Below are 13,683 nucleotides of genomic sequence, written 5' to 3'. Positions count from 1 at the left end.
CGCTCACCATCGATCGGACACAGTGTCCGAGACTATGTGACCGAGGTGTTCGGGCATGCGCGGATCTTCCTCCCCGGCAATCGAGTACACCGACGTGGTCGTGGTCGGCGCGCGCTGCGCGGGCTCCGCGGCCGCCATCGCGTTCGCGCGAGCCGGGCGCGACGTGCTCGCGCTGGACTCGGCCCGCTTTCCCTCCGACACCCTCTCGACGCATCTGCTGTGGCCCGCCGGCCTGGCCGAACTGCACCGCACGGGCGCCCTCGACCGTGTCCTGCGGCTCGGCGCGCCGCCGCTGACCACGGCTTTCGCCGAAGGCGGCGGCTATGCGGTCCGGTCGTCCTTCACACCGGTGGACGGCGTCGACTACGCGATGTGCGTGCGGCGGACCGGATTGGACGCCGCGCTCGCAACCACCGCCGTGGACGCCGGAGCACGGATCCGCGAGGGAGTGCGGGTCACCGATCTGCTGTGGTCCGGCGATCGCTGCGCCGGTGTCCGCTATACCGACAAGAGCGGCGAGCACGAGGTGCGCGCCCGTTTGGTCGTCGGAGCGGACGGCCGCCGCAGCACGGTGGCCCGGCTCGTCGGCGCGACCCGGCCCCGGTTGACCGCACCGAGCGGACGGGACTGCTTCTTCGCGTACTGGCACGACGGCGCACCCGACCAGCGGCACATCGCGGCGCAGTGGCGAAGCGGTCCCGAGCTCGGCACGGCGTTCCCCTGTGACGACGGCCTGCTGCTGAGCCTGGTCCAACCTCCCGCACAGCCCGCCGAACCGGGCGCCGGGCGCGCCGAGCGCAGGTATCACGAGGCGATCGAGCGCCTGCCGGGACTGCAACTGCGGCTACGTGATTGCCGCAGAGCCGGGCGGGTGCGTTCGGCCACCGGCCTGGCGTCCTACTTCCGGTGCTCGACCGGGCCGGGCTGGGCGCTGCCCGGGGACGCGGGCCACTTCAAGGATCCGGTGACCGCCCAGGGCATCCGGGACGCCTTGCGCTACGGCCGGCTGCTCGGCGAGCTGGCCGCCGCGGCCCTCGACGACACCGAGCAGCTCGACACCGCCTTGGCCGCGTGGGAACAGCTGCGCGATCGCGAATGCCTGAGCGTCTACCAGTGGACCAACCGGCTGGCCCGGGGTACGCCGATGCGTCCCTTGGAAATCGAGCTCTACCGCCGGGCCGCGGCCGAGCCCGCGCTTGCCGACGCGGTCACCGAGATCTTCTCTCGCACCGCGGCTCCCGAAGATGTCTTCACTCCCGCCCGCGCGGCCGCGCTCGCGGCGGGAGCACTGCGCGCATCGTGGCGCGCCCCCTGGCCGGTCTTCGCGAATCTGGTGGGCGAATGCCGCGACATGGTCTCCGAACGGAGGGAAGCGCGCGCCTTCACACGCCCCGATCCGCCCGACGCCATCCAGTCCCGGCCGCCGCGGCACATCGTCGCGGCATCTTCAGGAGATCGACATGCATGATCCGCGTCCTCGGCCGACCATCGACCTCACCCGCCGCGACCTGTTGCGCGGCGCGCTCGCGGCCGGGGTGGCCGCGACCGCCGCCCCGGCACACACAGCCCCGGCACACGCCGCCCCGCCCGGATCACGCCGAACGCCCGGGCTGCGCACCGGCGGAAAGTCGGTCGCGGTGCTCGGCGGCGGGGTCGCCGGGTTGTCGGCGGCGCACGAACTGATCGAGCGGGGATACACGGTCACCGTGTACGAACCGGCGTTCCTCGGCGGCAAGGCGCGCAGCATGGGTGTTCCGGGCACCGGCACCGACGGCCGCTCGGACCTGCCCGGCGAACACGGCTTCCGGTTCTTTCCCGGCTGCTACCAGAACCTCCCGGACACCATGCGGCGCATTCCCTTTCCGGGCAATCCCGATGGCGTCGCGGGCAACCTCGTCCGCGTCGAGGGCACCGTCGCCGGGTTCCGGGGCAGGCCGCCGATCTACGCGCCGGTCGAATTCGGGGGCCTCGACCAAATCAACCCGCAGCGCTTGCAGAACACTCTGATCGGCGCTTTCGGTTTCATTCCGGAACTACCACCGGCCGAACTCGCGTTCTTCGCCAAACAAATGGCCGTTTGGTTCACTTCCTGCACCGAACGGCGTTTCGGGCAATGGGAATACGTCACCTGGGAGCAGATCCTGCGCGCCGAGGGCAAGTCACCGGCTTATCGCGAATACCTGGTCAGCGCCCTCACCCGAATCACCGTCGCGGCCAAACCCCAGCTGAGTTCGGCCCGCACGATCGGTACCATCGGCGAGGCCCTGGTACTCGCGGGGACCGGGGCGATCCCGCAGTACTCCGCCGGTATCGACCGTATTCTCAACCGCCCCACCAACGAAGCGTGGATCGATCCCTGGGTGACGTATCTGGAGTCGCGGGGTGTGCGATTCGTGCGCGGCCCGCGGGCGACGCGGCTGGAACTTCGCGATGGGCGGATCGCCTCGGCGACGGTGACCGATTCCAACGGCCGCTCCACCGCGATCACCGCGGACTGGTATTTGTGCGCTATGCCGGTGGAGAAAGCGGTCACGCTGCTGAGCGACGACATCCTCGACGCCGATCCGCATCTGGCGGGCATGCGGGAGCTGCGGACCGACTGGATGGTCGGTATCCAGTACTACCTCGCGCACCCCACCGAGCTGCCGGAAGGCCATATCGCCGCCCTCGGCTCTCCGTGGGCGCTCACCGCCTTGCGTCAAGCGCCCATGTGGGTCGGCGACTTCGCCACCCGCTACGGCGACGGCACAGCGCGGGAATGCCTTTCGGTGGACATCTCCGACTGGGACTCCCCCGGCATCCGCTTCCATCGACCGGCCAAACAGTGCACCCCCGCCGAGATCGCCGAAGAGGTGTGGGCACAACTCACCGAGTGGCTCAACACCGGCACGGGATGGCTGCGCCCCGAGGACATCCGCTCCTGGCACCTCGACCCGGGAGTCACCTGGTCCGCGAGCGGAGTGCACAACGAGACCCCGCTGCTGGTCAACACCGTCGGCTCCTACGACAACCGTCCGGAGGCACGCTGCGCCATTCCGAATCTGTTCTTCGGCGGTGATCACGTGCGCAACCACATCGACCTCGCCACGATGGAGGGCGCCAACGAATCCGGACGTGCCGCGACCAACGCGATCCTCGATGCCGCCGACGACCCGGCGCCCCGCGTACCGGTCTTCCCGCTGGTGTCCTTGCCGGTCTTCGAGCCGTGGAAACGCATCGACGCCGATCGCTACCGCGCCGGACTGCCGCACCTGCTCGACGTGTGAGCGGCCGGACCAACCGCCCTCCCGGCGCCGCGCCGCGCAACGCGCATCCGGACAGGCCTAGGACGCCTCGGCGGTGGTCATGCTCGTGGTGGTCAGGATGGTCTGCGCCACCAGGCGCGGATCATCGATCATCGGAACATGACCGGTATCCGGCAGGATCGTGAACACCGCTTCGGGCAGCCGCTTCCGGGCGATCGGCCCGTGAATGTGTTCGGGAAGAACACGATCGCGTTCCGACCAGGCCACCTTAATGGGGCACGGCAACGGGTCGAGCGCGGCGATCTGCTCGTCGGTGCCGAGCAGATCAGCGGTGACGGTGCATCCCAGCAGGTCGCGTAAGCAGGTCAGGGCTTGCGCCGAGCTGATGCGATCACCGTGGACGGCGATGTTGCGCAGGGCGATTCGCCGGACCGCCGCACTGCGCAGTCCCACCGGAGCGAGAAAGCCCAGCAGCCGCCCGGTGATCGCCTCGCGGGCGATGCGGCGGGTCGCCGCCGAACGGCTTCCGTCCTCGGCTTCCCAGAACCCCGCCGGTGAGAGCGCGCAGACGGTCTCGGCTCGGCCACGACGCGCCAATTCGATCGCCATCCAACCGCCCAGCGAATTGCCCGCGATGTGCACCCGGCCCAGCCCGAGCACGTCCAGCCGCCGCTCCATGTCGTCCACCAGATGCTCGACCCGCGCCGGACGCCGCAGGGCGGGCGGGCCGCCTCGATGGCCGACCGCGGTCGGTGTGATCACCTCGTGCCGGGCGGCCAACAAGGGTGTGACGTCATCCCACACCCGTTCGGACATCGTGACACCGTGCAGAAGAACGAGCGGGGGCTTGCTGGGCATTGGCTTCCCTTCGAATCCGTAGTGTGATCTCGAAGGTGGATACCACAACCTCACCTATGGTGACAGCGGAAACCCCGACTTCTACGAAGGATCACCAAAGGTTGCTCGCCGGAATGCTGCTCGCCCCGCCGGTGTCGCCATCATGCCCGCGCCGCGCCGGCTCCTCCCCGGGCGCAACACGCCGGAGCTCGCCGACCGGAGTGGCGGAGCACGACGGCGCTTCCGGCGCGAGGCCGACGGAACCGCACCGGCCGGGAGCGCAGGCGCGCGGCCGCGCAGGTCCGTCCGTTCAGACGGCGTCCGGTCGCCAGGTGGCGACCGCCCAGATCACGACGATGTTCAACGCGATCACCAGGATCGACCATGCGGGGTAGTACGGCAACCACATGAAGTTCGCGATGATCGACAGAGCCGCCAGGACGATCGCCACCACCCGCGCCCATGTGGCACCGGTCATCAGACCCAGCGCCGCGATGACCAGGAGGATGCCGAGCACGATGTGGATCCAGCCCCACGTCGTGGTGTCGAACTTGTAGACGTATTCGGCGCCGACGACGATCAGTTCGTCCTCGGCGACGGCGGAGATGCCCTCGAAGATCGACAGCACACCGACGGTCAGCAGCAGGATCGCGGCCGCGATGGACGCGCCCGCCGCGATGCCACGGCGGACAGGGTGTGGCTCCGGTTCGGTCATGTGCGTCATCGGTCGCCCCTTTTCTCGGGAAGTAATGGACGGATGTCTTCCGAATCTCCACCAGTCGCACCGTCCGGCACTTCACCCGTTTCGGGTGACTCCGAGATTTCGAGGCCTTGCGAAATGAAAATTCCATAACGACCACACACGATCCGATCGAGCGGACTTCGCACCGGGTAAGTTCCGCTACCGAGGCGCGGTAGTGATCTGTCAGCACACGGCCCGGGAGGCACGGTGACCACCTCGCACGTCCCCGCTCTACGCCCCACCCCCGCCGCGGCGGAATTCGTCACCGAGATACCGGCGTTGCCGTTCACTCCGATTCCCCGGCCCGACTTGCACGCCGCCGCCGACGGCGTGTCGGCTACTCGCGATGGACACGTGCTGCTGATCTGCGCACCGGCCGGGACCGGGAAGTCGGTACTGGTGGCCGACTGGGCTGCCCGGCACGCCGCCGGCGGATCCGATATCGCGTGGCTGACCGTCACCGAGCAGCTCGACGACGCGACGACGCTGTGGACCGTGCTGCACGCCCGCTTCGAGATCGTGGTGAACACAGGCTCCCCCGGCACGCCTGCCGCGCAGGCCGCGGCGCTCGCCGAAACGCTGGCCGCGCGAAAGACGCCGACGGTTCTCGTGCTCGACGACGCCCATCTGCTCACCGATCCGCGCGCGCTCGCCGGTGTCGAACACTTCCTGCACCATGCCCCGCCGACCGTGACGACGGTGCTGTGCGCCCGCTTCGCTCCGCCGCTGCGCTGGCACGTCCTCGATCTGCATTCGCGACTGGCCCGGTGGGGCCCGAGCGACCTCGCCTTCACCCCGGCCGAGATCGATGCGCTCTGCCGTGACCACGGCTGCGAGCTCACCGGCGACGAACTCGATATGCTGCACACGCTGACCCAGGGCTGGGCCGCCCTCGTGCGCATCGCCGCGACGCATCTGGCCGCGAGGTCCGACGATCGAGCCGCCGCGCTCACCGTTCTCGCACGCCCGGCGCGCGCGATCGCCGATTTCCTGACCAGCGAGCTCATCGAGGCGCTGCCGCTCACGCTGCGCCGGTTCCTCACCTGCACCAGCATTCCGGTCTCGTTCACCGAGCAGCTCGCGGACGAACTCGTCGGCGGCGGTGCGGGGCACTGTCTGCACGAACTCGATCGGATCGACTTCCCGATCGGTTCTGTCGTGCGCGACGGCGACATGTGGTTCTCCTGTCATCCGCTGGTGCGTGCCCATTTCCTCGCCGAAGCCCGGCGCCTCGGGCCACCCCTGTGCGCGGAACTGCATCGCCGGTCGGCGCGCTGGTTGCGGTCCGCGGGACTGCCTTCCACCGCGTTGCCGCATCAGCTCGCAGCCGCCGACCGCGACCAACTGTGCGAATTCCTGTCCACGAGTGCGCTGCGCATGGTTCTCGACGGCATGGGCGCGATGCTGTTCGATCATCTGGGCCGTTCGGCGCCCGCCTTGCTCGACGATCCGTTCCTGTGGCTGGTGCGCGTGGTCGACGCCCTGGTCACCGGCAGCACCGCCGCCGCGGTGGCGTGCCTGGACACCGCTGCGGTGCGGCGCGCCGCCAAGATCTCCTTCGCCTCGCCCGAACGGCTGGCCACGCTGACCCTGGCCGCGACGATCGACGTCGCGGCGACCACCGGGGCCGTCCTTCCCGGCTACCCGGACCGCGTCACGCCGACCGGCGATCCCGATCTCGACGCGTACACCGAAATCCAGATCGCCACCGCCTTCGTCGCCGATGGCGCCGTGGCGCGCGGCGAACAGTTGCTGCATTCGGGACTTGCACTGGCCGAACACGCGGGCCGTCCCCGCTTGGTGCTGCGTGCGCTGACCCGGCTGGCCTTCGCCGCCGACGCCGTCGACGCCGCCACCTCGATGCGCGAGCGCGCGGCGCGCGCGCTGGCGATCGCCGAGGAACACGGACTACTGGAGACGACCGACGCCGTCCAGGCGACCGCCGTCGCCGCCTACGGCGCCTATCTGCAAGGCGAGACGCCCGGGGCCGCTCAGATCGCGTGCGTTCTCACCGAGCGAGCCGATCACGACGGATCATGCGGGCCGGCCGCCGGATGGCGCGGCCACGTCGTGGGCCGCTTGCTGGATCTCGAGCGGGCCGAGGAGCAGTCCGCGGCCGTCGACGCGTTGCGCCGCAGCCTGCTCGTCCTGCTGGAGCACAAGGCGGTGCCCGCCACGACGGGCAGCCTCATCCTGCCGGTGGTGTGGGCGTTGCTGCGTGTGCACGACGCCAGGACGGCGCAACTGCTGGTCGAGCGCGCCCGCGGCATCGTCGGGGAGGTTCCCGAGGTGCGGTTGGCCGACGCGGCACTGCACGCCGCGGCCGATCGCCGCAAGGCAGGCTGCGCCGTCCTCGAACCGCTGCTGGACCGCGCCGGCGACCTGCGTCCGGTCAGCGCCGTCACCGGATGGCTGCTGTACTCCGCGGCGCAGCACGAGTCCCGGGCCCCCGCCAAGGCCCTCGCCGCGCTGGAGAACGCGCTGGCTTCCGCCACGCCCCACCGGCTGTTGCGGCCGTTTCTCGACGTGCCCGCCGCGATGCCCCTACTGGACAGCTACGCGGGCCGGCTCGGCCGGGCGGAGAGCTTCGCGGAGACGATCCGGCGTCACCCTGCGGCGCGCCGCAGGCCCGCCTACCCCGCGTTGACCCACACCGAGATGACCGTGCTCAAGCAATTGCCCTCCGGCCGCACCGCCCAGCAGATCGCCGCGGATCTCGGTGTCTCGGTCAACACCGTCAAGACCCACCTGCGCGGCATCTACGGCAAGCTGGGCACCAATTCCCGGGTCGACGCGCTGCACCACGCGCGCCGCGGCGGCCTGCTCTGACCTCGCAGCGCCTCCCGCGGCCCCTTCCCGTGGCCGGGCGCGGCCTTACGCTGTTGTATGGCTCTCTCACGTCGGGATCTGTTCCGAGCCGGCGCCGCCGGGTCGGCCGCGGTACTGGCCGGAACCGCGGCGGCGAGCAGTGCCCGGTTCCCCGCCCCGCGCCGGCTCGGCGATCCGTTCGCGCTGGGCGTCGCGTCGGGCGATCCCGCACCCGACGGTGTGGTGCTGTGGACGCGGCTGGCCCCGGACCCGCTCGCGCCGGACGGCCTCGGCGGCATGCCGGTCGACCCGGTCACGGTCGACTACGAAGTAGCGGATGACGAGCACTTCCGCCGGGTCGTGGCGCGCGGGTCCGCGGTGGCCACCCGCGCGCTCGGCCACAGCGTGCATCCGGAGGTGCACGGATTGGCGCCGGATCGCTGGTACTTCTACCGGTTCCGGGCGGGCTCGGCCGTGTCTCCGCTGGGGCGTACCCGCACCGCACCGGTGCCCGGGCAAGCCTTGACGCGACTGCGCTTCGCGTTCGCCTCCTGCCAGTCGTGGAGTTCCGGCTACTACACCGCCTACGAGCACCTGAGCCGGGAAGATCTGGACTTGGTCGTGCATCTGGGTGACTACATCTACGAGCGGGCCTGGGTGCGCGGGCGGGCGGGGGTCGAGATGGGGCCGCACTTCCGCGACGAAGCCGTCGACCTGCCCGGCTACCGGCTGCGTTACGCGCTGTACAAATCGGAGCAGCCGCTGCGCGCCGCACACGCCTCGTTCCCGTGGCTGGTCACCATGGACGATCACGAGGTGGACAACAACTGGGCCGCGGACGCGCCCGGCATCGGTCTCGACATCTGGCGCGTCCCCGCCCTGTTCCGTCGCCGCCGCGCCGCCGCCTTTCAAGCCATGTACGAGCACCAGCCGCTGCGCCTGGCGCAGCTGCCGTCCGCGGCGGGCATCCGGCTGCATCGCCGCTTCCGATTCGGCGATCTGGCCGAGATCACGATGCTCGACACCCGCCAATACCGCACACCGCAGGCATGCGGCGGCGCCGTGGTCGACGGCTGCACCGATCGATTCTCCCGCGACCGCACAATTCTCGGTGCGCGGCAACGGGATTGGCTGATCGACGGCCTGACCCACTCCCCGGCTCGCTGGCAGGTGCTCGGCAATCAGGTGGGCATGAGCCAGAACGACTCCGACCCGGGTCCACAGGTCAGCGTCTCCACCGACGCCTGGGACGGCTACGTCGCCGACCGCAATGCCGTGCTGGACGCCGCCGCGGCGCGCGGCGCCGCGAACTTGGTGGTGATCACCGGTGACCGGCACGAGAACCAGGCCGCCGACCTGCGGCGCGACTATACCGATCCCGGATCACCGGTCGTGGCGGCGGAATTCACCGGCACCTCGATCACCAGCAACGGCGACGGCACCGACCTCAGCGACAAAGGCCGCGGGCTGCTCGCGGCGAACCCGGACATCAAATTCTTCAACGCCCAACGGGGCTATGTCCGGGTCGAACTCGATCACAAATCATGGCGCAACGACTTTCGCGTCGTTCCTTATGTCCGCCATCCTGGCGCGCCCATCCACACGCGAGCCAGTTATGTCGTCCAGGACGGAGTTCCGGGAGTCGTCGAGGCGTGGAGTCCCGGCGATCCTCCCGCGCAGGCGTCCGCGTCCGACGCTGCCGGTCAGGCAGGCGCCGACCGCGGCCACCGTTGACGGCGTCGCCCCCGCCTGCCACGGGCGCTCAGGCGCTCACCTGCTCCGAACGCAGGACCAGCACGGTGATCTCGCTCGGGGCGAACACCCGCAGCTGCGGCCCCCAGAAACCGGTCCCTCGGCTGGTGTAGAGCTGCGTACGGTTTCCGTGCCTGCTCAGTCCGGCGACGACGGGCTGATCGAGGCGTACGAGATAGTGGAAGGGCCAGATCTGGCCACCATGGGTGTGACCTGAGATCTGCAGCGCCACACCCGCCGCCGCGGCCTCCGCGATCTGCTTGGGCTGGTGGGCGAGCAGGACGACCGGCGCGTCCGGGTCGGCTCCCGCGAGCGCGGCGGGCAGGTCGGGACCGTGCCCGGGCAAGGCGATACCGGTGGGGTCATCAATGCCCGCGATCACCAGCTGATCGTCGCCGCGGCGCACTGTTTCGTGCCGGTTGTGCAGCGGCTGCCAGCCGAGCGAGGCCATGTGGTCGATCCAGCCCTGGGCATCACCGAAGTATTCGTGATTGCCGGTGATGTAGAACCGGCCGAGTTCCGCCTCGACCTTGCCGAGCGGGTCCACCTGCGCGTGCCGTTTCGCCACCGATCCGTCCGCGAGATCGCCTGCGTGACAGGCGATGTCGGGCCGCTGCGCGTTGACCACCTCGACCACGCGCTCCGACCAGCGCAGCCGGTCGAGCGCGGCGTAGTGGGTATCGGTCACGACGACCATGCGCAGTCCGTCCAGCGCGGGGCCGAGACCCGGTATGGACACCTCCACCGTGCGCACCCGCGGTACCCGGCGCGCCTCGAAGACACCCCACGCCACCAGCACTGTCGCGGCCGCGAGCACACCCGCCGCGACGATCCGGGAACGAGCCGGGTCGCCCACGCCCGCGACGGTCAATCCGGCCCGCGCGAAATTGCCGAGCACCGACCAGCTGAACAGCACCCACATCACGCCGAGCAGAGTGTCGCCGACGATCGAGGCCGCATCCGACTGGGCGGGTCCGTGACCGAGAAACATCGACGCGGGCAGGACGACGAACCCGAACAGGAACACCGCTGAACCCACCCAGAACAGTGGACCGGATTCCGCGGTGGGTGCGGCCACCAGCGTCCACCAGGGCAGCAGGAACAGCACGGCGGGAATCGCCAGGAACAGGATCAGGCGGGGCACATACTTCAAGAGGGCTCATCCTCGGGCGCGGGTGTAGCGCGCGGTCCCTCTCCGGCGCCATGGGCGCTCTCGACCATAGCAGCGCCTCATGCCACACCGAGCCGGTCGGCGGCGACCGCGAGATCCTTGTCACCGCGGCCGGACAGGCACAGCACGATCAGCGAGTCCGGGGGAATCTCGCCGCGGGCCGCCATCTCCATCAGGTAGCCGACGGCGTGGGCGGATTCGAGTGCGGCGAGGATCCCTTCGGTATGACTGAGTGCCTGCATGCCACGAAGGGCGACCGCGTCGGTGGCGGCCCGGTAGACCACCCGGCCGCTGTCCTTCAGGTGGCTGAGTTCGGGACCGACGCCCGGATAATCCAGTCCGGCGGCGATGCTGTGGGTGCGCGAGATCTGGCCGTCCTCGTCCTGCAGCAGATAACTGTAGGAGCCGTCGATCTCACCCGGGCTGCCCATGCATAGGGTCGCGGCGTGCTCGCCGGTATCGACACCGAGGCCGGCCGCTTCGACACCGATCAGCCGCACCTGCGGCTCGTCGGCGAACGGGTGGAATACCCCGATGGCGTTGCTGCCACCGCCCACACAGGCCAGCACGTAATCGGGCATCCTGCCCTCGGCGCGTGCGATCTGGTTCCTGGTTTCCGCCCCGATCACCGTCTGGAAATCCCGCACGATCCGCGGATACGGCGCGGGCCCCGCCGCGGTGCCGAACAGATAGTGAGTGGTCTCCACGTCGGCCACCCAGTCGCGAACCGACTCACTGATCGCCTCCTTCAGCCGCCGCGAACCGATGTCGACCGGCCGGACTTCGGCGCCGAGCAGCTTCATCCGCACCACATTCGACGCCTGGCGCCGCATGTCCTCGGTGCCCATATAGACCACGCAGGTCAATCCGAACATCGCCGACACCGTCGCCACCGCGACACCGTGCTGGCCCGCGCCGGTCTCGGCGACGATCCGCTTCTTGCCCATCCGCCGGGCCAGCAACGCCTGCCCGAGCGCATTGTTGATCTTGTGGGCGCCGGTGTGCGCCATGTCCTCGCGCTTGAGATACACCCGGGCGCCCGGCACACCCAGTAGCTCCCCGAACCGCGGCACCTGGTGCAGCAACGTGGGCCGGCCGACCCGGTCCCGCAACAGCTCCCGGTACTCGGCGACGAAACCGGGGTCGGCGCAGGCGAGGCGGTAGGCGTCCTCCAGGGCCAGCAGCGCGGCCATCAGGCCTTCGGGAACGAATCTGCCGCCGAACACGCCGAACCGCCCGCGTTCGTCGGGAAACATCTCGTGCCGGGATCCGCTCACCGCCACGTCATGATCAATCCTCATCAACACCAACGCTTTCACCGCCAAAGAGCCGACGGGTCAGTCTGTTCCGCTAGCGCTAGCACAACCCGACGGGTTGGCAACAAGCGAGTTAACAGACTAAATCGTTCGGATGGCTAAGGTGTTCTCACTGGTGGAGGCGATCGATCCGGCCAGGCGCCCAGCCCTGGCTACCGGTCGGCAGGCACGGTGGCGGAGATCTGGGCGACCAGCCGCCACGGTCGCTCGGTGTCGGTGGTGGCCTTGCCACTGGTCAGGATCGCCCCGGACAGCCCGCGCGCCGGGTCGGCCCAGCCGTACTGGGTGGTCAAGCCGCTACGCCCGAAATGCGATCCGGTGTCGCGGCCGAATTTCGACCTGCGCCCGCCGAGCTCGAAGCCGGCCCGGCTGACGCGTCCGGCGACACCGGGTATCCAGCGCGCCGGGCGCACCGCCTCCTCCAGCGTCTCCGGCCGGATGATGCGGCGGCCGTCCGGTGTGCCGCGAGTGAGGATCTCGTAGAACCGCGACAACTCCGACGCGGTGGTGATCAGATTCCCCGATGGCAACTCGGCGGTGAGGAAGGCGTCGGTCGCCGCGCGCGACGCCCGGTCCATTCGCCCGCCGACCGCCTTACGCGCCAGATAGCTCGCCGTTCGAGACGGCGCCGGACCGGTTTTCACGCTGGGCACCACCTTGCCGAGGTCCTCGGGTCGCACGCCGAAATTGGTCCAGCGGAATCCGAACGGCTCGAGCACCTGCTCGGCGAGATGCTCGCGCATCGGCTTGCCGGTCGCTCGCCGCACCAGCAAGCGCAGGACCAATCCCAGAGTCAGCGCGTGGTACACCCGAAAACGTCCCGGCTTCCAGCTCGGGACCAGGTCGGCCAGCGCGCGCACGGCCAGTTCCTCGTCGAGCACCAGATCGACGCCCTGGTACGGCGGTGGCACGAAAGGAATCCCGGCCGAGTGCGAGAGCACGTCGCCGATCGTGATGGCGGCCTTGCCGTTGGCCGCGAATTCGGGGATGTAGTGCGATACCCGGTCGTCGAAGGCGAACGCGCCCTGTTCGATCAGCATGAACATCAGCGCGCCTGCGACGCCCTTCGCGGTGGAGAACCCGCAGAACGGTGTGTCCGGAGTGGCCAAGACCTTCACCGCATCCGGCCCGTCGCCCGGCGCGTTGCCCCAGCCGTGGCCGATGGTCCGGTTCAGCAGGATCTTGCCTTCCCGGCGCAGGCAGACCTGGATCGCGGGGGTGGTCCCCAGTCGATACCACGCCTGCACCGACTCCCACAGGGACTCGACGTCGGCGCGGCTGAGGCCCATCGCCGCGGGATCGTCTTCCGGACCTCGGGTCGTGACGGCCTCGAGGTCGTCGACGATCGCGACCGAGCCGGCGGTTGGTGCGCTCACCGGGCCAGCTTATCGACCGTCGGCGGGAGCCGCCGCCGCGCTGCTCACAGCGAGGACGACCGCGCGATTCGATTTGCGTCTCGCGGTCGCGCGGGATCGAGCAGCGCTGCGATCAGCACGCCGCCGAGAAGTCCTGCGGCGGTGGCCGCCGACCCAGCCATGCCGACCGGGGTGGCCGGATGTTGCTTGCGGTTGGTCCCGATCGCGGCCAACGCGACGACCTCGATGGTGGTGCCGACCGCGAACCAGTGCCGCACGGGCTTTCCGGCCGCGAGCGAGCACAGCATGCAGATCCCAGCACCGCGTCAATCGACTGCGCGAGGCGCGGCGGAGGTTCGGCCAGATGCGCCCGCAGCACCGCCGCGGGGGTCGTGCGCGCAAACGGCACGGGCGCAGGGTGCACGCGTCGAGCAGGGGTGTGAGCGTACGGCGGGCC

10 protein-coding genes are annotated in these 13,683 nt (G+C 69.9%); 4 read left to right on the top strand and 6 right to left on the bottom strand.

The features are described from left to right. The first annotated feature begins 55 nt into the window (after nt 1-55). Together ACFU5M_RS25045 and ACFU5M_RS25040 are read left to right on the top strand one after the other, a co-directional pair. On the top strand, nt 56-1,468 hold the full coding sequence (locus tag ACFU5M_RS25045) for an NAD(P)/FAD-dependent oxidoreductase (RefSeq protein WP_379053090.1): 1,413 nt from the start codon (nt 56-58) through the stop codon (nt 1,466-1,468). Continuing rightward, nucleotides 1,461-3,266, top strand: coding sequence for an FAD-dependent oxidoreductase (locus ACFU5M_RS25040; RefSeq protein ID WP_379053089.1), 1,806 nt, complete (start codon nt 1,461-1,463; stop codon nt 3,264-3,266). The genes ACFU5M_RS25045 and ACFU5M_RS25040 overlap by 8 nt, the downstream gene beginning before the upstream one ends. A gap of 57 nt (nt 3,267-3,323) precedes the next feature. Here the strand turns inward: ACFU5M_RS25040 and ACFU5M_RS25035 are convergent, their stop codons facing one another. Continuing rightward, on the bottom strand, nt 3,324-4,103 hold the full coding sequence (locus ACFU5M_RS25035) for an alpha/beta fold hydrolase (protein ID WP_379053088.1): 780 nt from the start codon (nt 4,101-4,103) through the stop codon (nt 3,324-3,326). A gap of 289 nt (nt 4,104-4,392) precedes the next feature. Further along, nucleotides 4,393-4,806: a hypothetical protein gene (locus tag ACFU5M_RS25030; RefSeq protein WP_379053086.1), complete on the bottom strand. Its 414-nt coding sequence runs from the start codon at nt 4,804-4,806 to the stop codon at nt 4,393-4,395. Between the two features lie 225 nt (nt 4,807-5,031). Here ACFU5M_RS25030 and ACFU5M_RS25025 point away from each other — a divergent pair, with 225 nt between their 5' ends. Together ACFU5M_RS25025 and ACFU5M_RS25020 are read left to right on the top strand one after the other, a co-directional pair. Then, nucleotides 5,032-7,653, top strand: a complete 2,622-nt coding sequence (locus tag ACFU5M_RS25025; protein ID WP_379053084.1) for a LuxR C-terminal-related transcriptional regulator — start codon at nt 5,032-5,034, stop codon at nt 7,651-7,653. Between the two features lie 57 nt (nt 7,654-7,710). Further along, a complete protein-coding gene (locus tag ACFU5M_RS25020) occupies nt 7,711-9,366 on the top strand; it encodes an alkaline phosphatase D family protein (RefSeq protein ID WP_379053083.1) in 1,656 nt (551 codons plus the stop codon). 28 nt (nt 9,367-9,394) lie between these two features. On the opposite strand, the gene ACFU5M_RS25015 is transcribed toward ACFU5M_RS25020, so the two are convergent. The 4 genes from ACFU5M_RS25015 to ACFU5M_RS25000 all read right to left on the bottom strand — a co-directional run bounded on the left by ACFU5M_RS25015 (nt 9,395) and on the right by ACFU5M_RS25000 (nt 13,534). Beyond that, on the bottom strand, nt 9,395-10,528 hold the full coding sequence (locus ACFU5M_RS25015; RefSeq protein ID WP_379053106.1) for a metallophosphoesterase: 1,134 nt from the start codon (nt 10,526-10,528) through the stop codon (nt 9,395-9,397). 86 nt (nt 10,529-10,614) lie between these two features. Continuing rightward, nucleotides 10,615-11,856, bottom strand: a complete 1,242-nt coding sequence (gene trpB / locus ACFU5M_RS25010; RefSeq protein WP_379053082.1) for a tryptophan synthase subunit beta — start codon at nt 11,854-11,856, stop codon at nt 10,615-10,617. A 167-nt stretch (nt 11,857-12,023) separates the two neighbouring features. Continuing rightward, complete coding sequence (locus ACFU5M_RS25005) at nt 12,024-13,247, bottom strand: serine hydrolase (protein WP_379053081.1); 1,224 nt, start codon at nt 13,245-13,247, stop codon at nt 12,024-12,026. Nucleotides 13,248-13,291: 44 nt separating this feature from the next. Further along, nucleotides 13,292-13,534, bottom strand: coding sequence for a hypothetical protein (locus ACFU5M_RS25000; protein ID WP_379053079.1), 243 nt, complete (start codon nt 13,532-13,534; stop codon nt 13,292-13,294). Nucleotides 13,535-13,683 lie beyond the last annotated feature (149 nt).

The sequence above is a fragment of the Nocardia sp. NPDC057455 genome (assembly GCF_042802775.1).
In the GTDB taxonomy this organism is placed as follows: domain Bacteria; phylum Actinomycetota; class Actinomycetes; order Mycobacteriales; family Mycobacteriaceae; genus Nocardia.
Note: the sequence above shows the minus strand (reverse complement) of the source record. Positions and strands in the feature narration are given on the sequence as shown.

Excerpts from the sequence above, each read along its gene's own strand:
- ACFU5M_RS25045 (WP_379053090.1), top strand. The coding sequence starts at position 56 with ATGCGCGGATCTTCCTCCCCGGCAATCGAGTACACCGACGTGGTCGTG.
- ACFU5M_RS25035 (WP_379053088.1), bottom strand. The coding sequence starts at position 4,103 with ATGCCCAGCAAGCCCCCGCTCGTTCTTCTGCACGGTGTCACGATGTCC.
- ACFU5M_RS25000 (WP_379053079.1), bottom strand. The coding sequence starts at position 13,534 with ATGCTGTGCTCGCTCGCGGCCGGAAAGCCCGTGCGGCACTGGTTCGCG.
- ACFU5M_RS25020 (WP_379053083.1), top strand. The coding sequence starts at position 7,711 with ATGGCTCTCTCACGTCGGGATCTGTTCCGAGCCGGCGCCGCCGGGTCG.
- trpB (WP_379053082.1), bottom strand. The coding sequence starts at position 11,856 with ATGAGGATTGATCATGACGTGGCGGTGAGCGGATCCCGGCACGAGATG.
- ACFU5M_RS25040 (WP_379053089.1), top strand. The coding sequence starts at position 1,461 with ATGCATGATCCGCGTCCTCGGCCGACCATCGACCTCACCCGCCGCGAC.
- ACFU5M_RS25030 (WP_379053086.1), bottom strand. The coding sequence starts at position 4,806 with ATGACGCACATGACCGAACCGGAGCCACACCCTGTCCGCCGTGGCATC.